This window comes from Cellulomonas sp. SG140, from assembly GCF_025770785.1.
GTDB lineage: Bacteria > Actinomycetota > Actinomycetes > Actinomycetales > Cellulomonadaceae > Cellulomonas.
Genome location: NZ_JANZLA010000006.1, coordinates 182,780 through 204,574, shown reverse-complemented (window position 1 = coordinate 204,574; position 21,795 = coordinate 182,780). Strand labels below are relative to the sequence as shown.

At 74.0% G+C, this 21,795-nt stretch carries 18 protein-coding genes; 11 read left to right on the top strand and 7 right to left on the bottom strand.

Translation table 11 applies throughout. From position 1 onward, the window contains the following. Positions 1-71 precede the first annotated feature (71 nt). Positions 72-1,835, top strand: coding sequence for a hypothetical protein (locus N0B34_RS12810; RefSeq protein WP_263731784.1), 1,764 nt, complete (start codon positions 72-74; stop codon positions 1,833-1,835). Positions 1,836-1,841: 6 nt separating this feature from the next. On the opposite strand, the gene N0B34_RS12805 is transcribed toward N0B34_RS12810, so the two are convergent. After that, positions 1,842-2,588: a polysaccharide deacetylase family protein gene (locus N0B34_RS12805; protein WP_263731783.1), complete on the bottom strand. Its 747-nt coding sequence runs from the start codon at positions 2,586-2,588 to the stop codon at positions 1,842-1,844. A gap of 124 nt (positions 2,589-2,712) precedes the next feature. Here N0B34_RS12805 and N0B34_RS12800 point away from each other — a divergent pair, with 124 nt between their 5' ends. Further along, entirely contained in the window at positions 2,713-3,900 is a 1,188-nt protein-coding gene (locus tag N0B34_RS12800; protein WP_263731782.1) for a glycosyltransferase family 4 protein, read from the top strand. Positions 3,901-3,995: 95 nt separating this feature from the next. Continuing rightward, positions 3,996-5,357: a glycosyltransferase family 4 protein gene (locus N0B34_RS12795; RefSeq protein ID WP_263731781.1), complete on the top strand. Its 1,362-nt coding sequence runs from the start codon at positions 3,996-3,998 to the stop codon at positions 5,355-5,357. Here N0B34_RS12795 and N0B34_RS12790 read toward each other — a convergent pair. From N0B34_RS12790 to lhgO, 5 genes are all read right to left on the bottom strand, one after another. Beyond that, complete coding sequence (locus tag N0B34_RS12790) at positions 5,320-6,345, bottom strand: hypothetical protein (RefSeq protein ID WP_263731780.1); 1,026 nt, start codon at positions 6,343-6,345, stop codon at positions 5,320-5,322. The genes N0B34_RS12795 and N0B34_RS12790 overlap by 38 nt on opposite strands. Positions 6,346-6,496: 151 nt before the next feature. Further along, a complete protein-coding gene (locus tag N0B34_RS12785; protein ID WP_263731779.1) occupies positions 6,497-7,522 on the bottom strand; it encodes a hypothetical protein in 1,026 nt (341 codons plus the stop codon). Next, complete coding sequence (locus N0B34_RS12780) at positions 7,519-8,793, bottom strand: MFS transporter (protein WP_263731778.1); 1,275 nt, start codon at positions 8,791-8,793, stop codon at positions 7,519-7,521. Before N0B34_RS12780 ends, N0B34_RS12785 begins: the two co-directional genes overlap by 4 nt. 103 nt (positions 8,794-8,896) lie before the next feature. Next, positions 8,897-9,598 (bottom strand): hypothetical protein, encoded by a 702-nt coding sequence (locus N0B34_RS12775; RefSeq protein WP_263731777.1) that lies wholly within the window; start codon positions 9,596-9,598, stop codon positions 8,897-8,899. A gap of 130 nt (positions 9,599-9,728) precedes the next feature. Continuing rightward, on the bottom strand, positions 9,729-10,925 hold the full coding sequence (lhgO, locus tag N0B34_RS12770) for an L-2-hydroxyglutarate oxidase (protein WP_263731776.1): 1,197 nt from the start codon (positions 10,923-10,925) through the stop codon (positions 9,729-9,731). Between the two features lie 251 nt (positions 10,926-11,176). Here lhgO and N0B34_RS12765 point away from each other — a divergent pair, with 251 nt between their 5' ends. From N0B34_RS12765 to N0B34_RS12755, 3 genes are read left to right on the top strand one after another with little or no spacing between them, the layout of a single operon-like run. Continuing rightward, the gene (locus tag N0B34_RS12765) at positions 11,177-12,022 is read left to right on the top strand and encodes a glycosyltransferase (protein ID WP_263731775.1); all 846 of its coding nucleotides are present in this window, start codon (positions 11,177-11,179) and stop codon (positions 12,020-12,022) included. Then, positions 12,019-12,621, top strand: a complete 603-nt coding sequence (locus tag N0B34_RS18055) for an acyltransferase (protein ID WP_318529989.1) — start codon at positions 12,019-12,021, stop codon at positions 12,619-12,621. The genes N0B34_RS12765 and N0B34_RS18055 overlap by 4 nt, the downstream gene beginning before the upstream one ends. Next, entirely contained in the window at positions 12,618-13,577 is a 960-nt protein-coding gene (locus N0B34_RS12755; RefSeq protein WP_263731774.1) for a glycosyltransferase family 2 protein, read from the top strand. The genes N0B34_RS18055 and N0B34_RS12755 overlap by 4 nt, the downstream gene beginning before the upstream one ends. On the opposite strand, the gene N0B34_RS12750 is transcribed toward N0B34_RS12755, so the two are convergent. Next, positions 13,510-14,226, bottom strand: coding sequence for a FadR/GntR family transcriptional regulator (locus tag N0B34_RS12750; protein WP_263731773.1), 717 nt, complete (start codon positions 14,224-14,226; stop codon positions 13,510-13,512). The genes N0B34_RS12755 and N0B34_RS12750 overlap by 68 nt on opposite strands. A gap of 233 nt (positions 14,227-14,459) precedes the next feature. On the opposite strand from N0B34_RS12750, the gene N0B34_RS12745 reads away from it, so the two are divergent. The 5 genes from N0B34_RS12745 to N0B34_RS12725 all read left to right on the top strand — a co-directional run bounded on the left by N0B34_RS12745 (position 14,460) and on the right by N0B34_RS12725 (position 21,762). Further along, entirely contained in the window at positions 14,460-14,996 is a 537-nt protein-coding gene (locus N0B34_RS12745) for a gluconokinase (RefSeq protein WP_263731852.1), read from the top strand. Next, positions 14,996-16,366 carry a GntP family permease gene (locus tag N0B34_RS12740; protein WP_263731772.1) on the top strand — a complete coding sequence of 457 codons (1,371 nt, stop codon included), beginning with the start codon at positions 14,996-14,998 and terminating at the stop codon, positions 16,364-16,366. Before N0B34_RS12745 ends, N0B34_RS12740 begins: the two co-directional genes overlap by 1 nt. Positions 16,367-16,631: 265 nt before the next feature. Beyond that, complete coding sequence (gene mfd / locus N0B34_RS12735) at positions 16,632-20,285, top strand: transcription-repair coupling factor (RefSeq protein ID WP_263731771.1); 3,654 nt, start codon at positions 16,632-16,634, stop codon at positions 20,283-20,285. A 103-nt stretch (positions 20,286-20,388) separates the two neighbouring features. Beyond that, positions 20,389-21,018 carry a hypothetical protein gene (locus N0B34_RS12730; protein ID WP_263731770.1) on the top strand — a complete coding sequence of 210 codons (630 nt, stop codon included), beginning with the start codon at positions 20,389-20,391 and terminating at the stop codon, positions 21,016-21,018. A gap of 24 nt (positions 21,019-21,042) precedes the next feature. Further along, on the top strand, positions 21,043-21,762 hold the full coding sequence (locus tag N0B34_RS12725; RefSeq protein WP_263731769.1) for a MazG family protein: 720 nt from the start codon (positions 21,043-21,045) through the stop codon (positions 21,760-21,762). Positions 21,763-21,795 lie beyond the last annotated feature (33 nt).

The following is a 21,795-nucleotide window of genomic DNA, read 5'->3' as shown; positions in this document are numbered from 1 at the left end:
CCCGACCGTGTCGCGCGGTGCCAGCGACGTCGACCGACCTCGACGTCACGACCGAAGGACAGCTCCTCCCCATGTACTCACTTCGCAACGCCACCCGAGCCGTGCACCGTCGCACGGCCCGGGCCATCCGGCGGACCCCTGCCGCCCACCGCCTCACCTCGGCACCCACCCGCGCCGTCGCACAGGTCGCCGCAGCCACCGCGCTCGCCGTCGTCGGCGTCGGCACGGTCGGCGGAGCCCAGCTGGCCGCGGCGTCGTCCACCACCACGGCCGTCGCGTCCAGCACCACGATGAGCGTGCTGGCGACCAGCGCTCGCACGACCACCAGCCCGTCGTCCGCGATCACCGCGGCGGCCGTGTCGCCGTCGGCGGCGTCGCAGCTGGTGCTGCTGGTGGCGGCCGACGGGCCGAGCGCCAGCACCCAGTCGGTCTCCTCCGTCTCCGGCTGCGGCCTGACGTGGTCGCTCGTCCGACGGGCGAACGGCACGCAGGGCACCTCCGAGGTGTGGTCGGCGGCCGCCCCGACGGCCCTGACCTCGTGCGCGCCGTCGGCCAAGCTGGCGCAGACCGGCTACCTCGGCGCCGCCTCCCTGTACGCCGTCTCCGGCGGGACCGTGACGGCCTCGGCCGGGACGTCGGCCCGGTCCGGCGCCGCCGCGACCACGGTGAACGCTCCCGCAGGTGCGCTGGTGCTGGCGGTCGGGAACGACTGGAACGCCGCCGCGCAGCGGACGGCCCTCGCGAACGAGGCACTCACCGCGCAGTACCTCGCGTCCGTCGGTGACACCTACTGGTTCCAGAGGACCACGCCGTCGACGACGGGCTCCCTGGTGGTCGGCACCAGCGCTCCGGCCAGCTCGAGCTGGTCGTACGCGGCGGTGGCGCTGACCCCGTCCACCACCTCGACGGCCACGCCGACGGCGACCGCGACGCCGACCGTCACGGCGACGCCGACGGCGACCGCCACGCCGACGGCCACGGCCACCGCCACGCCGACGCCGACCGCGACGGCCAGCCCGTCGCCGACCGCGACCGCCACGCCCACGCCGACCGCCACGGCCACGCCGACCGCGAGCCCCTCGCCGACGGCGACCAGCACCCCGGTGAGCACGTCGACCGCGATGCCGGGCGCCGCCAACACCGGCGTCCCGGCCGGGACCGTGCTCACGCCGTCGGGCTCCATCCACGCCACCACGGCCGGTCAGGTGATCAGCAACCTCGACATCACCGGCGGCGTGACGGTGGACGCGCCCAACGTCGTCATCCAGAACAGCCGCATCCACGGCTCCGGCTCCGGCGACGGCGTCCGGGTCCTGTCCGGCAGCGTCACGGTGCAGGACAGCGAGATCTACGGCTTCGAGAACGCCATCGGCTACGACCACTGGACGGGCCTGCGCCTGAACATCCACGGCGACACCGGCGACGGGGTCAAGCTCGGCTCGAGCACCACGCTGCAGGACAGCTGGATCCACGACCTGACGCCGGCGGCCGGTGCCCACTCCGACGGCGGCCAGATGCAGTCCGGTGTGACCAACCTGGTCGTGCGGCACAACACGATCGACATGACGTCGACCAACGGTGCGAACTCGGCCCTGTTCCTGGCCCCTGATCTGGGGCCCAGCACCGCTGGACCGGTCCTGGTCGAGAACAACTACCTCGCGGGCGGCGGGTTCACGCTGTACGTCGTCGACGGTGCCAACGGCACGTACTACGTCGGCAACATCACCGTGCGGAACAACGTGTTCGGCGACTCCGGGTACGGGCCGGACAACGTGAACGTCCCGGTGACCTGGTACGGCAACACCCTGGTCAACGGCACGGTGGTGAACCCCTGACGCCGGTCAGCGGAACCAGGCGGTCCGTCTCGGCCCTCCGCGGCTGAGCTCGCCGACCGTCACAGCAGTCACGCCGCGCTCGTCGGCCTCCGTCAGCAGGAGGTCGACGAGCGCGGCTCTGTCGAACCGGGTGTGCACGGGCTCGCCGTCGGGTCCCGGCTCCAGCCGCTCGTGCAGCAGCAGCACGCCGCCCGGCGTCAGGCCGGCCGCGGCGCGCGCCAGGACGACGTCGGCGGGATCGTCCTCCCAGTCGGCCGCATCGGCGGACCAGACGACCACGTCGAGCCCGGCCCGCCGGGCGGCGGCCCAGCTCGCCGGTGACTGCAGCCCGTACGGAGGCCGGTACCAGCGCACCGTGGTGCCGGACACCGCCTCGAGCCGGCGTCGTGCATCGCGCAGGTAACGCAGAGCACCGCCGTGGCCCATCCGCGGCAGCGGCCGGTGGTCGATGCCGTGCAGCGCGATCTCGTGGCCGGCGTCGCGCACGGCGCGGACCAGCTCGGGGTGGCGCTCGGCCTGGTCGACCAGCAGGAAGAAGGTGCAGCGGACGCCGTGCCGGGCCAGCACGGCGAGCAGCCGGGGGGTCACGGTGGCGTCCGGTCCGTCGTCGAAGGTGACCGCGACCTGCTGGGCGTCGCGCCCGCCGTTGACGGATCCGAACGGACGCAGCACGGTGTCGGCCGTCCGTCGCAGCGCCCGACGCCCCCGCGGGCCCAGGGCGGCCAGGGGTCCGGGCAGCGCGCGAGGGCTCATGGTGCGGTCTCCTCCGTCGGTCCGGACCCGCCCAACCGGCGGTCCGACGTGCATCTTCGCACCGGGCCGGCGCGGACCAGCGGCGGACCGTCCTCTACCCTGGCGCTGCGCGAAGGGAGCCGCCGTGGCGGAGGACGGGACAGGAGCGGAGCGGCCCCGGTCGTCGGTCCGCATCGGCTTCGCCTGCCACTGGACCCGGCCGCCGGAGCAGAGCTGGTCCGGCACGCCGTGGCACCTGCGGGCGGCTCTGCAGCAGGTGGCGGACGTGCAGGACCTGCCCCTCGAGCTGTCACCGGCGCTGCGTCAGGTGGCGCGCGTCCTCGGGGCCCGGCGCACGCCGCACGGCTGGACGTCCACCTGGCGGCACGGTGCGCTGAGCCGCGTGGCGATCCGGCGGCAGCTGCGCACGGCGGCGGGCCGACAGCATCCCGACCTGGTGCTCCAGATCCAGGACCTCGGCGTGACGTCGATCCCGTTCGCGGTGCTGCAGGACCTCAGCTACGGGCTGCTGCTGGACGCGTACGGCCCGGACGGCGTGCCGCACTTCCGCGCTCTCGGCAGGCGGCGGATCGATCGGCTGCGCCGGGCGCAGGACCGTGTCTACGCCCAGGCGGCGCTGCTGCTGCCGATGAGCGAGTGGCTCGCGGCGCACCTGCGGGGCCAGGGCGTGCCGACCGACCGGGTCCGGGTGGTCAACCCCGGCGCCAACGCGGCGGTGCCCGTGGGCACCCCCGTACCGCCCCGGCGGGTCGGCACCGCGCGCCGGCTGCTCTTCGTCGGCCGGGACTTCGACACCAAGGGTGGGGCGCAGGTCGTGGCGGCCCATCAGCTGCTGCGCCGCGGGCTCGGGCCTGACGTCACGCTGACGGTGGCCGGCCCGGCGCAGTGGCCGCTGCGCTCACCCGTGCCGGACGGCGTGACGTTCCTCGGCCGGGTCCCCGGTGCGCAGGTCGGACAGCTGATGGACACGCACGACCTGTTCGTCATGCCGTCGCGGATGGAGGGCTTCGGCATCGCGTTCGTCGAGGCGCTCACGCGCGGGCTGCCGTGCATCGGCCGGGACGCCTGCGCGATGCCGGAGATCATCGGGCACGACGACGGCGGGCGGCTGGTCCGCTCGGAGGACCCAGGTGAGCTCGCCGCGCTGGTCGCGGACGCTCTCGCGGACGACGCCCTGTACGCGGCGTGCGCCGCGGCGGCCGATCGGCGCCGGCGGCACTTCAGCTGGGAGCGTGCGGCCTCCGAGGTGGTCGCTGCCGCGGAGGAGAGCCTGCGCGTCCGTCCGGGTGAAGGTGCGCCCGCAGCCGGGTGACATCCGTTTGATCCGGTTTGCGCCCGATCTGTCCGGCGATACCGTGCCGAGAGCGACCGCACACGGTCCACCGTCGACCCGGAGGTGCCGCCGTCATGGCCGTCCCGCGCACGAAGGTCCTGATCATCGTGCAGAACCTGCCGGTGCCCCTCGACCGCCGCGTCTGGCTCGAGTGCCGTGCGCTGACCAGGGCGGGGTACCAGGTCTCGGTGATCTGCCCGCGCGGTCCTGGCGACCCCGCGCGGCAGACGATCGACGGCGTCGCGATCTACAAGTACCGGCCCGCGCCCGAGGCGAAGGGCCTGCTCGGCTTCGTCGTCGAGTTCGTCTACTCCTGGCTGCGGACGGCGGCGCTCTCCCTGACCGTGCGGCGGGAGCGCGGCTTCGACGTGATCCAGGCGTGCAACCCGCCGGACACCTACTGGCTGCTCGCCCGGCTCTGGCGGCTGCGCGGCGTGCGGTTCCTCTTCGACCACCACGACCTCAACCCCGAGCTGTTCGTGTCCCGCTTCGGCGAGCCGACCGGTGCGAAGGCCCGCACGGAGCTCGCCGGGCTGCGGTGGTTGGAGCGGCGCACCTTCCGGGCGGCCGACCGCGTGGTGTCCACCAACGAGTCCTACCGCCACGTCGCGCTGACCCGGGGCGGGGTGCCGAAGGACCGCACGACGGTGGTCCGCTCCGGTCCCGACACGCGGGTGATGCGACCCGTGCACGGCACCGAGCACCTCGCCCGCGGCGGCCACCTGCTGGTCTACCTCGGCATCATGGGTCCGCAGGACGACGTCGACCTGGTGCTGCGCGTGATGGACGAGCTGGTGCACCGGCGTGGCCGCACGGACGTGCGCGCGGCGCTGCTCGGGTTCGGCGACTGCCTGGCCGACCTGCGTGCGCTGAGCCACCAGCTGGGGCTGGACGACGTCGTCGAGTTCACCGGCCGCGTCGGTCCCGACAAGATCGCCGCCTACCTGTCGGCCGCCAGCGTGGGCCTGTGCCCCGACCGCAACACGCCGCTGAACAACCGCTCCACGATGAACAAGACGATGGAGTACATGGCGTTCGCCGTCCCGCCGGTCAGCTTCGACCTGGTGGAGACGCGTGTCTCGGCGCAGGACACGGCCCTCTACGTCCCGTCCGGTGACGTGTCGGCGTTCGCCGACGCCGTCGAGCGGCTGCTGGACGACCCCGACCTGCGCGTCGACCTCTCGCTGCGCGCCCGCGACCGGGTGGTCGCGGAGCTCGACTGGTCGCCGCAGGCGACGGCGTACGTGCACACGTACGACTCCCTGACCGGGCACCGGTCCGGCCCGGGCCCGTTCGTCGACCCGTCCCCGCAGGTACCGGCCGACGCGGTCGCCCTCGACCGGCTCGAGGAGTTCGTCCGGGCGCGCGGCGGTGCCCCTGCCGCGCCGGACGGCCAGGTCAGCGCACCACTGCCGGCGACCACGCCCCGGGGATGAACACCTTCGGCTTCGCACCCGGCGTCGAGATGTCCAGCGACCAGACGTCGGTGGTGCCGGGCTCGTCCGCCCGTGCCATGCCGTAGAGGATCGTCGTGTCGTCGAGCCACTCGATCTGGTCGTCGCAGCCGGCCGTCACGTCGTAGAGCTGCTCGGTCCCGGTGGCCAGCGTGAGCACCGCGTAGGCCCACACCTTCTGCCCGGCGTCGGTGCGGACCACCTTCTTGTAGGCCAGGTGCGTCCGGTCCGGGGAGATCGACGGGCACTCGCCGCCGCTGCGGAACGCGGTCAGCGTCCGGGCGGACACGCTGCCCTTCAGCAGCCAGGTGGCGTTGGCCGACTGCGACGCACCCGTCGCGTAGAAGGTGTCGTCGTCCACGAACGACACGCCCCAGAAGTTGCGGTCGGACGCCGTGAAGGGCTTCCCGTCCACGGTGAGCGCGTAGTCCTCCAGGCTGCCGAGGTCGGTGCCGTCGGCCTTGTGGATCCTGGTCTCGGTGGAGAAGCCGACCTGGGCGTACGAGTGCCCGGTGACGAACGCGGTGGTCGCGATCAGGCTGCCGTCGGGGGAGATCCGCGACCGGCTCGGGATGCCGGGCAGCGGCCACGTGGCGGTTGTGCGCCACGACGAGTCGAGCACGTCGGTCTCGTAGCGCGTGGCGACACCCCGGACGATCCGCAGGCACGACGTGGTGGTGCCGACGGTGTAGAGCCGGTCGCAGGCGGCGTCCGCGAAGGCGCGCGGTCCGGCGGGGTCCGCCAGCGGGACCACCGCGACCTGCCCGTACTGCGGCCCCGGAAGAGTGGAGCGGAAGACGACGTGCGGCGTGGCCAGGGCCGAGGCGAGGTCGGTGCTCGCCACCGAGGGAGCGGACGTCATCTGCTGCCGCTGGCTGCCTGCCGCCCGGGCCACGTACCAGCCGACCCCGACGGTGACCACCAGCACCACGGCCACCAGGGCCACGAGCCGCGGCGTCGGTCGTCTCACGGGCGGTCACTCCTCGGTCCTCGGCGGCTGCCACGGGCGCTGCGGACGCGGGAGCGGTGTCCCGGCGGCGCCGGCTGACGCCCAGTGTGGGGTACCGAGACCCGCGCGCCCAGTGCCCCAGCGGTGTCCTGCCGGGTGATCCGGAGGGCCGTCAGCGGACCACCGCCGGGGACCACGCCCCGGGGATGAAGAGGGTCGGCCGGGCCGCCAGCGTGCCGACGTCGAGGGACCATACGTCGGTGGTGCCGGGCTCGTCCGCACGGGCCAGCCCGTACAGGATCGTCGTGTCGTCGAGCCACTTGGCCTGGTCGTCCGTCCCCGCGGTGGCGTTGTACACCGTCTCGGTCCCTGTGCCGAGCGTGAGGACGGCGAACGCCCACACCTTCTGGCCGGCTTCGGTGCGCAGGAGCTTCTTGTACGCCACCCGGGTGCCGTCGGGGGAGACCGCGGGGTACTCGCCACCGGTCCGGACGGCGGTCAGCGTCCGGGCCGAGACCGTCCCCCGCACCAGCCAGGTGGCGTTCGCGGACTGCGAGGCGGCGGTGACGTAGAAGGTCTCGTCGTCGACGAACGACACGCCCCAGAAGTTGCGGTCCGTCGCGGTGTAGGGCTTGCCGTCGACGGTGAACGCCCACTCCTCGAGGTTGCCCAGGTCGGTGCCGTCGGCGCGGTGGATCCGCGTCTCGGTCGACGAGCCGGCCTTGGAGCAGGCCTGCTCCGTGATGAAGGCGGTGGTCGCGACCAGGCCGCCGTCCGGCGAGATCCGGGAACGGCTGGGGACGCCGGGCAGCGGCCACGTGACGGTGGGGCGCCACGAGGAGTCGAGCACGGCGGACTCGTAGCGGGTGACCACGTCCCGCAGCACACGCAGGCACACCGTGGTGGTGCCGACGGTATCGAGCTGGTCGCACGCCACGTCGGTGAACGCCCGGGGGCCGGCCGGGTCGGTCAGCGGCACCACCGCCACCTCCCCGTAGTGCGTCCCCGGCAGGGTGGACCGGAACACGACGTGCGGCACCGTGGTGGCGGAGCCGAGGTCGGTGCTGGCGACCGACGGGGCGGAGGACACCAGGGCCCGGTGGCTCGCGGCGGCCCGGACGACGTACCAGCCCACACCCAGCGTCACGACGAGCACCACGGCGACCAGCACGACCAGCCGCGGTGCGGGCCGGCTCATGCGGCTGCCTGCGTCCGCAGACGGGCGTCGAGCGGCCGGAGCGTCCGCCAGGCGACGGGGACGGCCACCGCGAGCAGGCCGGCGACCAGGAGCATCGCGGGGCTGCGGCCCAGCGTGAACCAGGCGAGGCCGAACGCCCACGAGGCGCACATCCGGGAACCGGCCACCACGCCCTGCGCCGTGCCGATCGCGGAACCGCGCACCGCGGGACCGGCCAGCCGGCCCGCCAGTGCCGACAGCACCCCGTCGGTGCCGGCGTAGAACAGGCCGAGCAGCGCCAGCGTCGCGACCGTCGACGCCGTGCCGCCGCCGACCACCGCGGCGCACAGGTAGGCGGCGAGCAGCGCGACGTGCGAGGCCACGAACACCTTCGCCCGCCCGATGCGGTCGGCCAGGCGGCCCATCGGCGTGGCGAGGCACATGTACGCCGCGTTGGTGCCCACGTACAGCAGCGGGAACCACTGCGAGGCGAAACCGTCCCGCGTCTGCAGCGAGAGGTACACGAAGCCGTCGCCGACCGTGAGGAGGGCAAGCAGTGCGGCCACGCCCATGAGCCGCCGCACGCCCGGCTCGGTGAGGAACCGCCAGCTGAACGACTGCTTGCCGCTCGGCGCCAGCGCGGTCAGGTCGCAGGTGCAGCCCTTGCACTTGGGCAGCCCACGCTCCTCGCGCGCACGGTGCCGCTCGAGCCAGGCGGCGCGACGTGGGCGCAGGTCCGGCACCATCAGGCCCAGGACCGCCAGCCCGAGGAGGGCGCACCCGAACGAGATGACGAACACCGTCCGGTACCCGTCGGGGATCGCCCACAGCACCACGAACGCGGCGAGGGGGCCGAGCGCGGCGCCGATGGTGTCGAACGTGCGGTGCACCCCGAACGACCGGCCGAGCGTGCGCGGGTCCGACGAGGCGGCGATCATCGCGTCCCGCGGCGCCGTCCGCATGCCCTTGCCGACGCGGTCCACCGCGACGAGCGCGGTGATCGCCAGGAAGCCGGACGCGAGCAGCAGACCCGCCCTGGTCAGCGCCGAGACGCCGTAGCCGATGAAGGCGACCCACTTCGGGTGGTCGCCGCGGTCGGACGCCCAGCCACCGACCACGCGCACCAGGGCGGTGGCGCCCTGCATGAGGCCGTCGACGAACCCGTAGGTCAGCGTGGACATGCCGAGCGCGCTGGTGATGAACAGCGGCAGCACCGCGGAGACGGCCTCCGACGAGATGTCCGTCAGCAGGCTGACGAACCCGAGTGCGACGACGACCGACGAGACCCGCACGGGTCGTGACGAGGCGCGGGACGAGCCGGTCCGCCTGAGGGCAGTGGCGGAGGAGGCGCCGCCCGTGGCCACCGTCTCGGCGGACGAGGTGCTCCGCACTGCGTCAGCCCGCCGTGGTCAGGCTGCCGGCGAGCGCGATCTCGGTCCCGCCACCGAGGCGTGCCTTGACGGTGACGACGACGCCGTCCGTGCCGTGCTGGTAGAGGTGCGCCGACGTCCCGGGCAGGGCGGGGCTGGTGGTGGGGGTGAAGCCGGTCGCGCCGAACGCCTCGTCGTACGCGCCGAGCACCGCGGCCGGGGACGCCGAGCTCGAGGCCTGCATACCGACCTGCACCCGGGCGCCCTCGCTGGAGACGGAGCTCGAGACGACCGTCACGCCCTTCGGCACGGGGACCACCTTCACGGGGAAGCCCGCGACGACGGCACCGTTGCGCTCGGCGGTCGCCGGGGCGGCGCCCGTGAGCAGAGGTGCGGCTGCCGGGGCCGTCGGCGCCGCCTGCAGACCGGGCAGCGTGACGACGGGAGGGGCCGCCGGCCCCGGAGCCTGCTCCCGACCCGGTGCGGCCGACGGCGACGGCGTGCTGCCGCGCGCCCCGGACGACGAGACCGCTGCGCCGTCCCCGGTGCCGCCGGACGTCCCGGGTATGCCGGTCGCCGCGCCGCCGCCCGTTGCGTGGGCGGCGCCAGGCGTGCCGGCATCCGCCGCCTGGTGCGTGGCCGTGCATCCCGTCAGCCCGAGCAACGCCCCGACCAGCGTGCACCACGCCAGGGTGCGAGCTGCTGACGGTCTCGCTGGACGACCCATGATCACGCGCCTCCGCTACCACCGACGTGGTGGCATACCTGCCCCAAACGGACATTCGGGACAGGTCAACCCTAGGACGGGAGCGTCCGCCGGGAGGGCCGTCCCCGGGGTTTCACCCGGGTGCGAAGCGTCAGAGCGGGAGCTCCCCGGCGATGTGCCGGGCGATCTCGAGCGCGGCGGTGGCGGCCGGTGACGGTGCGTTGAGGACGTGCACCTGCCGAGCGGTGCGCTGGATGACGAAGTCGTCGGCCAGCGTCCCGTCCCGCTCGACCGCCTGCGCGCGGACACCGGCGGGAGCCGGGACGAGGTCGTCCTCCCGGATGCCCGGCACCAGGCGCACGAGGCTCGCCGCGAACGCCGATCTCGACAGCGACCGCACCACCTCACGGGCGCCCGGGACGACGTTGTGCACCGCCATCCGCCACGTGCCCGGCCAGGACAACGCGTCCGCGAGGTCGCCCGGCACCACGTCCCGCCACGTGTAGCCCTCCCGGGCGAGGGCGAGCACCGCGTTGGGCCCCGCGTGCACGCCGCCGTCCACCCCGCGCGTCAGGTGGACGCCGAGGAAGGGGAAACGGGGGTCCGGGACGGGGTAGATCAGGCCCTGGACCAGCGCGGCGGCACGCGGCGCGAGGGAGAAGTACTCGCCCCGGAAGGGCACGATGCGTGCCGAGGGGTCCACCTCGCACGCCCGCGCCACGCGGTCCGCCTGCAGCCCGGCGCAGGACACCAACCCGTCCGCCTGCAGGTCCAGGCGACCCGAGCCGTCACCGTGAGCGGCGCGGACGCGCACCCCGGACGTGTCCTCCTGCGCCGCGAGCAGCCCGGCGCCGAGGAGCACCTGCCCGCCTGCGGCGCGCACCTCGTCGGCGAGCGCCCGGCAGACCCCGACGTAGTCGACGATCCCCGTCGGCTCGACCCGCAGGGCCTCGACGCACGCCACGTGCGGCTCGAGCTCGCGCGCCTGGGCTGCGGTGACCAGCCGTGCGGCGACGCCGTTCGCAGCCCCTCGTTCTGCGAGCCGGTGCAGCCCGTCGACCTCGTCGTCCGTCGACGCGACCACGAGCTTGCCGGTCACGCGGACGTCCACCTGGTGCCGGGTGGCGAAGTCGACCATGCTGCGGGACCCGGCGACGGCCATCGTCGCCTTGAGGCTGCCCGGGGCGTAGTAGAGGCCGGAGTGGATGACGCCCGAGTTCCGGCCGGTCTGGTGGGTGGCGACCCGCCGCTCCTTGTCCAGCACGGTCACCCGGTGGCCGTCCGCAGCCAGCCGTGCCGCGGTCGCCAGGCCGACGATCCCCGCACCGACCACGACCACGTGTGCCATCTCGTCCATCTCCTCGGTGCACCGTTCGGATGCCGGTGTCGACGGCAGGATTCCACGGCCCGGGACCGGCGGCGGGGGCCCGGGCAGAGATCACCCGGCGGTGCCGCTGCGCCATGAGGGTGATGTGCCGGGTGATTACGGTCGCTCACCCGAAATCGGGGCAGAAGGTGCAATAGCCTCGACTGGCCGTCGGGTGTGGCGTGCGGTCATGGGGGTGCGCGATGGAGGGCTCGGAGGCTGACGGCGGGGCCGTGGCGACCGTGCTGGTGCCGGCGCACGACGAGGCCGCGGTGATCGGCCGGTGCCTTCGCGTGCTGCTCGAGGGCGTGCCGCCGGGCCGGCTGAAGGTGCTGGTGGTGAGCAACGGCTCGTCCGACGCGACGCTGCCGGTGGCACGCCGAGCCGCCGCCGAGCTGGGCCACACGGTCGAGACGCTCGAGCTGGCGCAGGCCGGCAAGATCGGCGCGCTCCGCGCCGGGTTCGCGGCCGTCGACGTGTGGCCGGTGATCGTCCTCGACGCGGACTGCGAGCTCCCCGCGGCGACGGCTCGCGCGCTGGCGGACGTGCTGGGTACGGACGTCCCCACCGTCGCCTCGGCGCGGTTGACGGTGGCTGCCGGGGCCTCGTCGGGCCTGGTCCGCCGGTTCTACCGGGTATGGACGTCGCTGCCGTACGTGCGCGAGGGGATGGTCGGCTCCGGTGTCTTCGCCCTGAACGAGGCGGGCTGGCGACGGCTCGGCGATCTCCCCGACGTGACCAACGACGACGGGTGGGTGCGTCGGTCGTTCGCCCCGCACGAGCGCGTGCTGGTGCCGGAGCCGTTCGTCGCCCACGCGGCCCGGACCACCCGTGCACTGGTGTCCCGGCGGGCCCGCATCGTGAACGGCAACCGGGAGCTCGCGGTGCGGCTCGGTGCGGAGGACGGCCCCACCAACGCGGGCGGTCTGCGCGGCTCGGTGCGGAGCGGTCAGGTCGGCCTGGTCGATGCCGCGGCGTTCCTGCTGGTCACGGCCGCCAGCAGGTGCGTCGCGGCCGTGCGGCGGGTGCGCGGCGATCGGCGCTGGGGCACGGACCTCACCTCGCGGGTCGCCGCATGAGCGCCGGGACACGCGGCCCCGTCCCGGGGCACGGCCGCCGCGAGGGGCTGCTCGGGGCGCTGCGACGGGTCGTCGACCCCGGGCTGCTGGTGCACCTGGCCAAGGTCGCGCGGTTCTACTCCTATGCGCACGTGCAGCCGCGGCGCCGGATCACCGCCGGTCCGGGGCTGCGGATGTCGCCCGTCGCCAGCCTGCGCAACGGCGAGCGCATCGTCCTCGGGCGGGACGTCCACGTCGGCGAGCGGTGCTTCCTGTGGGCGGGGGACTCGACCGGGCGGATCGTGCTGGGCGACAAGGTGCTGCTGGCCCCCGAGGTGTTCATCACGGCCAGCAACTACGGCCTGGCCCACGGGACGCCCGTGATGGACCAGCCGAAGCGCGAGGCCGACGTGGTGATCGGCTCCGACGTGTGGCTCGGCGCCCGGGTGGTGGTGCTGCCCGGCGTGACGATCGGCGACGGTGCCGTCGTCGGCGCCGCCTCGGTGGTGTCGCGGTCGCTGCCCGCGCACTGCATCGCGGTGGGCAGCCCGGCGCGGGTGGTCGGCTGGCGGGACGGCTACGTGCCCGCCGAGGAGGCCGACCCGGCGGTGGCACCGTGACCGCGGTGCCCGAGGTGTCGGTGGTCGTCGTGTCGCACGACGGTGCCGAGTGGCTCGAGCGCTGCCTGCAGGCCCTGACCGGCGACGGCCGGCCGTCGGTCAGCGCGGAGACCGTGGTGGTCGACAGCGGGTCCGGCGCCGAGACGCTCGCCCTGCTGGAGCGCTGGTCGGACCGGGTCGACGTGCTGGTCGCGGGGGAGAACGTCGGGTTCGCCCGGGGCTGCAACCTCGGGGTCGCGCGGACCACCGGCCGGCGCGTGCTGCTGCTCAACCCGGACGCGGTGGTCCGTCCGGGGTGCGTCGACGCCCTGGTCCGGACGCTCGACGCGCACCCCGAGGCGGGTCTGGTCGGCGGCCGGACCGTCCGCCCGGACGGGTCGGTCGACCCGAGCTCCTGCTGGGGACGTCCGACGCTGTGGAGCTGGTTCTGCTTCGCCACCGGGCTGAGCTCGGTGCTGCGCGGCTCGCGGCTGTTCGACCCCGAGTCGTTGGGGCGTTGGCAGCGGGACACCCCGCGGCAGGTCGACGTGGTCACGGGGTGCCTGCTCATCGCCGAGCGGACCACGTGGGACCGGCTGGGCGGGCTGGACGAGACCTACTTCATGTACGGGGAGGACGCCGACCTGTCGCTGCGCGCCGCTGCCGCGGGGCTGCGTCCCCGGATCACGCCCGATGCGGTGGCCCTGCACGCCGTCGGCGCCTCGTCCGGGGGCAACTCGTCGGCGACCAAGATGCGGCTGCTGTTCACCGGCAAGGCGACGCTCGCGCTGCGCCGCTGGTCACCGGTGCGCGCGCGGCTCGGCATCGGCCTGCTGCGGGCGGGGGTGGCGCTGCGGGCGCTCGGCGAGCGGGTGCGGCGGACGCCGTCACCGCGATGGGTCCCGCTGGTCAGCGACCCGAGCTGGACGAAGGGGTGGCCGGAGCAGCGGCCAGCGCTCGCCGCACCTCGGTGGTGATCAGGCTCATCGCGGCCTCGGCCGCCTCGGCGTCACCGGCCCGGACGGCGGCGGCGACCGCCTCGTGGGCCGCCAGCGCCTCCTCCTCGGGGTGCGGCGGCATCAGGCCGTGCTCGGTGCGGCCCCGCAGCACCTCCGCCACCACGTCGGTCAGCGCGGCGAACATCTCGTTGCCCGAGGCGCGCAGCAGGCGCGCGTGGAACTCGATGTCGAGCTCCATGAACTCCCCGAGACGACCCTCCTCGCCGAGCCGGCGCATCCGCGCGGTGAGCGCCACCAGCTCGTCGCCCTCCTGACGGCCGGCCGCGGCCGCGGCGCACGCCGCTGCGTGCGGCTCGACGGCGAGCCGGAGCTCGGTCAGGGAGCGCAGCTGGTCGGCGCGCTGGGGACCGTCCAGCCGCCACCGGATCAGTCGCGGGTCGAAGACGTCCCACTCCTCGCGCGGGCGGACCACCAGGCCGACGCGCCGGCGTGAGGTGATCAGCCGCATCGACTCGAGCATGCGCATCGCCTCGCGCGCGACGGTGCGGGAGACGCCGAACCGCACGCAGATGCCGTCCAGCGTCAGCGCGGAGCCGACGGGGGTGACGCCGTCGACGATCTCGCGGCCGAGCGCGTCGAGCAGGCCGTCGTGCAGCACCGCGCCCATCGCCCCTCGTCCTCCCCCCGGTCTGGCGAGGGTAGCGCCCTGCGTGACGCGTGGGACGGGACCGGTGGCCGGGCGGGCGGACCGGTCGCAGGATGTGACGGGCGTCACGTCATTAAGTATGACCATTGACTAGCCAAAGGTGTCACCTTTGGGGGACAGTGTTCGCCGTCGACGTCGACGGGTGACGACGAGGTCAGGAGCGGGCAGTGGAAGAGCGTCAGCACGTGGTCGTGATGGGCGTGGCAGGGTCCGGCAAGACGACGGTCGCGCACATCCTCGGCGAGCGTCTCGGCTGGGTGGTCGCCGAGGCCGACGAGTTCCACCCGGCTGCCAACGTCGCGAAGATGGCCGCCGGGCACCCGTTGACGGACGAGGACCGCTGGCCGTGGCTCGCGGCGATCGCCGCCTGGATCGGCGAGCAGGACGCGGCGGGCCGCTCGTCCGTCGTCACGTGCTCGGCCCTCAAGCGCGCCTACCGCGACGTGCTCGCCGCCGCGCCGGGACGGGTCCGGTTCCTGCACCTCGCGGGCTCGCCGGAGCTGATCGGCGACCGGATGACGCACCGGACCGGCCACTTCATGCCGACCACGCTGCTGCCGTCCCAGTTCGCCACGCTCGAGCCCCTGGAACCGGACGAGGACGGCGTGACCGTCCCGGTGTCCGTCTCGCCGAACTCCGTCGTCGACGCCGCGCTCGTCGCGCTCGGCCTGCAGCCCTCCGGCACACCCTCCGAATCCACCGCAGCACCAGAACAGACAAAGGAGTCTTGATGCAGTCCCTGCTCCTCGCGGCGCCGACCACCACGGCCGGCACCCCGCAGCTGATCGTCGCAGCCGTCATCGGCATCGCGGCGATCGTGCTGCTCATCGTGTGGCTGAAGCTGCACCCCTTCCTGTCCCTGACCGTCGGTGCCGGCCTCATGGCCGTCGTCGCCGGTGTCCCCTACCTCAAGGCCTTCAACAGCTTCAGCAGCGGGCTGGGCTCCACCGTCGCGAGCGTGGGCGTGCTGATCGCGCTCGGCGCGGCCATCGGCACGCTGCTGGTGCGCTCCGGCGGTGCCGACGAGATCGTCGACACCGTCCTGGCGAAGACACCGATGCAGCGGCTGCCGTGGGCGCTGGCCCTGGTGGCCTTCATCATCGGCATCCCGCTGTTCTTCGAGGTCGGCGTCGTGCTGCTGATCCCCGTGGTCATGCTGGCCGCCCGGCGCGCCAAGGTCCCGCTCGTGCTGCTCGGCATCCCGGCCCTGGCCGGCCTGTCGGCGCTGCACGGCCTGATCCCGCCGCACCCCGGGCCGCTGATCGCCATCGCGGCGCTCAAGGCGAACCTCGGCATGACCCTGGGACTCGGCCTGCTCGTCGCCCTGCCGACCGTCGCGATCTCCGGTCCGCTGCTGGCCCGCTACATGGCCCGCTGGGTCCCGATCGAGGCGCCGGCGCTGCTCGGCGAGGCGAGCCACGAGGAGGGTCAGCGCCGGCCGCGGTTCGGAGTGGCGCTGCTGGTCGTCCTGCTGCCGGTCATCCTGATGCTGCTCGCGACGCTGGCCGAGACGGTCGGCTTCGCCAAGTCGGCGTTCGGCCAGGCGTTGACGTTCGTCGGCACCCCGCTGGTCGCGCTGCTGATCACCACGCTGCTGGCGCTGGTGCTGCTCGGCACCAGCCTCGGGATCAACCGGTCGAACGTGTCCGGCATCGTCGGCTCGTCGTTCGGTCCCATCGCCGGGATCCTGCTGATCGTCGGCGCCGGCGGCGGCTTCAAGCAGACGCTGGTCGACACCGGCGTGGGCAACGTCATCGCATCCGGGCTGGCGAAGTCGGCGCTGTCGCCGCTGCTGGCCGCCTGGCTGGTCGCGGTGCTGATCCGCATCGCCACCGGGTCGGCCACGGTCGCGACCATCACGGCGTCCGGCATCGTCGCGCCGCTGGCCTCCGGGCTGCCGGCGACGCACGTCGCTCTCATGGTGCTGGCGGTGGGCGCGGGCTCGGTGTTCCTGTCGCACGTCAACGACGCCGGGTTCTGGATGGTCAAGGAGTACTTCGGGATGACGGTCGGCCAGACCTTCAAGACGTGGGCGCTGATGGAGTGCGTCCTGTCTGTGGTGGCGCTGGCGTTCATCATGCTGCTGAGCCTGGTGGTGTAGCCCGGCGGCACCCGCCGAGCGGTCGGCGGGACGAGCGGCGCGTGGTGCCCCGGACCGGTTCCTGGTCCGGGGCACCGCGTCGTCTCCGGCGGGGGCCCGGTTCGAGACGGCTGCCGCCCTCCCGCGGGCATGTCGGTGGCGCTTCGTAGACTGGTCGCATCCCCGGGTCCGGCAACGGATCCGGCCTGTCGTGCTGCCCGCGTCCGGGTGGCGCGGCGCCGATCGCCGGCCGTCGAGCCGGGTGCCGTCCCGCTGCGGAGGACCGATGGACCTGACCGGACTGCTGCCTGCGCTGCTCGCCGACCCCGCGGCCGCCGAGGCCGTGCAGCAGGTGCGCGCCCGCGGCGAGCTCGACGTGGTGAGCCCGGCCGGCGTCCGTCCGCCCCTGCTCGCGGCGATGGCCGGGGCTCGCCCGGCCGGGTCACCGGTCGCGGCGACCGGACGGCCCCTCGTCGTCGTCACCGCCACCGGCCGCGACGCGGACGAGCTGGCCGGCGCGCTGCGCTGCTACCTGCCCGACGACGACGTGGCGGTGCTGCCCGCCTGGGAGACGCTGCCGCACGAGCGGCTGTCGCCTCGCAGCGACACGGTGGCCCGTCGGCTGGCGGTGTTCCGGCGGCTGGCGCACCCCGCCGAACCGGGTCCCGCCGGACCGGTGCGGGTGCTGGTGGTGCCGGTGCGGGCGCTGCTGCAGCCGGTCGTGGACGGGCTCGGCGAGCTGGTGCCCGTGCAGCTCGCGGTGGGGGATCGGGTCGATCTCGACCAGCTGGCGCAGGGGCTGGTCGACGCGGCGTACACCCGGGTGGACATGGTGGAGCGCCGCGGCGAGTTCGCGGTGCGCGGCGGCATCGTCGACGTGTTCCCACCGACGGAGGACCACCCGCTGCGCATCGAGCTGTGGGGCGACCAGGTCGAGGAGATCCGCTGGTTCTCCGTCGCCGACCAGCGCAGCCTCGAGGTGGCCGACCGCGGTCTGTGGGCACCACCGTGCCGCGAGATCCTGCTGACCGACGCCGTGCGCGAGCGGGCGGTCGCCCTGGTCGAGCAGCTGCCCGGCGCGACGGACATGCTGGACCGGCTGGCCCAGGGCATCGCCGTGGAGGGCATGGAGTCCCTTGCGCCCGTGCTGGTCGACCGGATGGTGCCGGTGCTGGACCTGGTGCCCGACGACGCCCTGCTGGTGGTCGCGGACCCCGAGCGGGTGCGGCGCCGCGCGCACGACCTGGTGGCGACCACGCAGGAGTTCCTCGCGGCGGCCTGGACCGGCGCGGCGGCCGGTGGCGCGACGCCGCTGGACCTCTCGGCGGCGTCGTTCCACTCGTTCGCCGAGGTGCGGGGGCTCGCAGCGGTCCGTGGGCTGGGTTGGTGGACGCTGTCGTCGTTCTCGCTCGACGTGGCGGCGGCTCCGGTGGGTGCGGACGGCGAGCACGACGACGCGGCCGACGACGGCCCGGCGGTCTCGTCGGACGCGACCACCCTTCTCGTCTCCGCCCGGGACGTGGAGCACTACCGCGGGGACGTCGCCCGCGCGATCGCCGACCTGCGCGCCCACCAGCAGGACGGCTGGCGGATGGTGCTGACCACCGAGGGGCACGGCTCCGCGCAGCGGATGGTGGAGCAGCTGCGCTCGGCGGACGTCCCGGCCCGGCTGGTGTCCGGTGTGCCGGACGAGCTGGACCCCGGGGTGGTGCTCGTCGTGCCTGCACCCGCGGGCCCCGGGTTCGCGTCCGAGTCCCTGCGCCTGGCGCTGTTCAGCGAGGCCGACCTCACCGGCCGCGCCGGCACGTCGACCCGCGACATGCGGCGGATGCCGAGCCGCCGCCGCAACGTCGTCGACCCCCTGCAGCTGCGCCCGGGCGACTTCGTGGTGCACGAGCAGCACGGTGTCGGCCGGTTCGTCGAGCTGGTGCAGCGGACCATCGGCACCGGTCCGACGGCCGCGACCCGCGAGTACCTGGTGATCGAGTACGCCTCCGCCAAGCGCGGGCATCCGGGTGACCGGCTGTACGTGCCGACCGACCAGCTGGACCAGGTGACCCGGTACGTCGGCGGAGAGTCGCCGACGCTCAACCGGATGGGCGGTGCGGACTGGGCCAAGACGAAGGGCCGCGCGAAGAAGGCGATCAAGGAGATCGCCGCCGAGCTGATCCGGCTGTACTCGGCTCGCATGGCGACGCCCGGCTACGCCTTCGGGCCGGACACGCCGTGGCAGCGCGAGCTGGAGGACGCGTTCGCGTACGTCGAGACGCCGGACCAGCTGGCGACGATCGACGAGGTCAAGGCCGACATGGAGAAGTCGGTCCCGATGGACCGGCTGATCTGCGGCGACGTGGGCTACGGCAAGACGGAGATCGCCGTGCGCGCCGCCTTCAAGGCGGTGCAGGACGGCAAGCAGGTGGCGGTGCTGGTGCCCACGACGCTGCTGGTGTCGCAGCACCTGGAGACGTTCTCCGAGCGGTACGCGCCGTTCCCGGTGACGGTGAAGGCGCTGTCGCGCTTCGAGACGGCGTCCGAGTCCAAGGAGGTGCTCGACGGGCTGGCCGACGGCAGCGTCGACGTGGTGATCGGAACCCACCGGCTGCTGGCCGGCGGGGTCCGGTTCAAGGACCTCGGCCTGGTGATCGTCGACGAGGAGCAGCGGTTCGGCGTCGAGCACAAGGAGACGCTGAAGGCGCTGCGCACCGACGTGGACGTGCTGTCGATGAGCGCCACGCCCATCCCGCGCACGCTGGAGATGGCGGTCACCGGCATCCGCGAGATGTCCACGCTGGCCACGCCGCCCGAGGAGCGGCACCCCGTGCTGACCTTCGTCGGTGCGTACGACGAGAAGCAGATCACCGCCGCCGTCCGCCGCGAGCTGCTGCGCGAGGGCCAGGTGTTCTACATCCACAACAAGGTGGAGTCGATCGAGCGGGCCGCCCAGCGCCTGTCCGAGCTGGTGCCCGAGGCGAGGATCGCCGTGGCGCACGGCAAGATGCACGAGAAGCAGCTGGAGCAGGTGATCGTCGACTTCTGGGAGAAGAGGTTCGACGTGCTGGTCTGCACGACGATCGTCGAGACCGGTCTGGACATCTCCAACGCCAACACCCTGATCCTCGAGCGCGCCGACCGGCTGGGCCTGTCCCAGCTGCACCAGCTGCGCGGCCGTGTCGGCCGCGGTCGGGAGCGGGCCTACGCCTACTTCCTCTACCCGCCGGAGGTTCCCCTCACCGAGACCGCCCACGACCGGCTCGCCACGATCGCCGCCAACACGGACCTCGGTGCCGGTATGGCCGTCGCGATGAAGGACCTGGAGATCCGTGGCGCGGGGAACCTGCTCGGTGGGGAGCAGTCGGGTCACATCGAGGGGGTCGGCTTCGACCTGTACGTGCGGATGGTGGGGGAGGCCGTGGCGGCGTTCCGCGGCGACCAGCCGGAGGAGCAGCCGGACGTCACGCTCGAGCTGCCCGTGGACGCGCACATCCCGCACGACTACATCGCGCACGAGCGGCTGCGTCTCGAGGCGTACCAGAAGATCGCGGCGGCCACCGACAAGGCCGGCCTCGAGGCGGTCCGCGCCGAGCTGCTGGACCGGTACGGCCTGGTGCCGCCGGCGGTGGACAACCTGTTCGAGGTGGCGGCGTTCCGGCAGCACGCGCGTGCCGCCGGGCTGACGGACATCACGGCGCAGGGCCGGTACGTGCGGTTCGCGCCCGTCGAGCTCGCCGAGTCCGGTCAGCTGCGCGCCAAGCGGCTGTACCCGGGCACGGTGCTGAAGCCGGCGGTGCGCACCATCCTGGTGCCGTTCCCGACGACGGCCCGGGTGGGCGGCAAGCCGCTGCACGGTGCGGCGCTGCTCGAGTGGGCGCGGACCGTGGTGGACGCGGTGGTCCGTGGCGACGTGTCGGCTGCGGCGGGCGTCGGGACCGCCGCGCGCTGACGTCGGCGGCGGCGGCGACCGCGTGCCGACCGGGCGCACGGGTCCGTCAGCAGGACCGCCTACGATGTCGCCCGGACCAGCGGTCGATGCTCGAGGAGGACCTGTGAGGCTGCAGCGCGACGCGAGGACGGGGCTGCGCCGGGCGGTCGGCACGGTGGGATCGCTGGTGCTGGTGACCGGCATCCTGGCGGGCTGCGCCGACGGTGCTCGGCCGGGTACGGCCGCCGTGGTGGACGGACGCACGATCCCGGCCTCGGAGGTGTCGGACGCGCTGAGCCAGCTCGGCCCGCTGTTCAACGGTGCGACGCCGCAGCTGGTGCTGCAGGTGCTGATCGACGAGCCGACGCTGACGCAGCTCGCCTCGGACAAGGGCGTGGGTATCAACGACTCCGAGGCGACCCAGTTCCTCGCCCAGTCGTTCCAGGGTGCGGGCGTCGCGGCGCCGACCCACTACTCGGCCGGCGCGATGGCGATCGCGCGGTACCAGCTCGCCGCCAACAACGTGCAGGGCTTGTCCGACTCCGCGTCCGCGGTCGCGGACCTGCAGAAGCGCCTGTCGGCGCTCAAGGTGACCGTGAACCCGCGCTACGGCACCTTCGACCCGACGGCGGCCGGCGTCGCCGCGCCGACGGCCTCGCCGTGGATCGTCACGCCTGGCGCTCAACCGGCGCCGACGGACTCCTCGGCTCCGGTGCCGACCGAGTCCCCTGCCCCGGCACCGTCGGCCAGCTGACCGTCGGCCCGCGCTGACCACCTCGTGACCACCGACCCGGACGGCGAGCCGCGCGCGGCGGCGGACCCGCTGCGCGAGTTGGTCGCGGTGATGGACCGCCTCCGCTCGCCCGGCGGCTGCCCCTGGGACGCGGCGCAGACGCACACCTCGCTGCTGCCGTACCTGCTCGAGGAGTCGCACGAGCTGGCGGAGGCCGTCGAGGGGGACGACCGCGCCGGGCTGCGTGAGGAGCTCGGCGACGTGCTGCTCCAGGTGGTGTTCCACGCGCGGATCGCGACCGAGCACCCCGACGACCCCTTCGACGTCGACGACGTCGCCCGGGACCTGGTCGCCAAGCTGGTGCGCCGGCACCCGCACGTCTTCGGGGACGCCGAGGTCGAGTCGATGGGCGCCCTGCACAGCCAGTGGGACCGCATCAAGCGGAGCGAGAAGAAGGACCGTGGCTCGGCGCTCGACGGGGTGCCCGCCTCCCTGCCGGCGCTCGCGCGCGCGCAGAAGATCGCCTCGCGGGCGGCCCGGGCGGGCCTGGACGCCGCGGTGCCGGTCGACGACGAGCTCGGCGCGCAGCTGCTCGAGCTGGTGCGGCGGGTCCACGCCGAGGGCGTGGACGCCGAGGGTGCGCTGCGACGAGCCGCGGCGGCGTGGGAGACCGCGCTCCGCGACGTCGAGGCCACCGCTACGGCGTCCAGCGACAAGGTCGGCACTGCACCTGACAACGCGCGCAGTCCGGACTCGCCGAGCTGATGACGTGCCTCGTCACTGCGCTGACCTGGGCCT

What these genes read in the sequence shown, in the direction of transcription:
- N0B34_RS12810 (WP_263731784.1), top strand. Translation starts at nt 72, where the DNA reads ATGTACTCACTTCGCAACGCCACCCGAGCCGTGCACCGTCGCACGGCC.
- N0B34_RS12805 (WP_263731783.1), bottom strand. Translation starts at nt 2,588, where the DNA reads ATGAGCCCTCGCGCGCTGCCCGGACCCCTGGCCGCCCTGGGCCCGCGG.
- N0B34_RS12795 (WP_263731781.1), top strand. Translation starts at nt 3,996, where the DNA reads ATGGCCGTCCCGCGCACGAAGGTCCTGATCATCGTGCAGAACCTGCCG.
- N0B34_RS12785 (WP_263731779.1), bottom strand. Translation starts at nt 7,522, where the DNA reads ATGAGCCGGCCCGCACCGCGGCTGGTCGTGCTGGTCGCCGTGGTGCTC.
- N0B34_RS12775 (WP_263731777.1), bottom strand. Translation starts at nt 9,598, where the DNA reads ATGGGTCGTCCAGCGAGACCGTCAGCAGCTCGCACCCTGGCGTGGTGC.
- lhgO (WP_263731776.1), bottom strand. Translation starts at nt 10,925, where the DNA reads ATGGCACACGTGGTCGTGGTCGGTGCGGGGATCGTCGGCCTGGCGACC.
- N0B34_RS18055 (WP_318529989.1), top strand. Translation starts at nt 12,019, where the DNA reads ATGAGCGCCGGGACACGCGGCCCCGTCCCGGGGCACGGCCGCCGCGAG.
- N0B34_RS12750 (WP_263731773.1), bottom strand. Translation starts at nt 14,226, where the DNA reads ATGGGCGCGGTGCTGCACGACGGCCTGCTCGACGCGCTCGGCCGCGAG.
- N0B34_RS12745 (WP_263731852.1), top strand. Translation starts at nt 14,460, where the DNA reads ATGGGCGTGGCAGGGTCCGGCAAGACGACGGTCGCGCACATCCTCGGC.
- N0B34_RS12740 (WP_263731772.1), top strand. Translation starts at nt 14,996, where the DNA reads ATGCAGTCCCTGCTCCTCGCGGCGCCGACCACCACGGCCGGCACCCCG.
- mfd (WP_263731771.1), top strand. Translation starts at nt 16,632, where the DNA reads ATGGACCTGACCGGACTGCTGCCTGCGCTGCTCGCCGACCCCGCGGCC.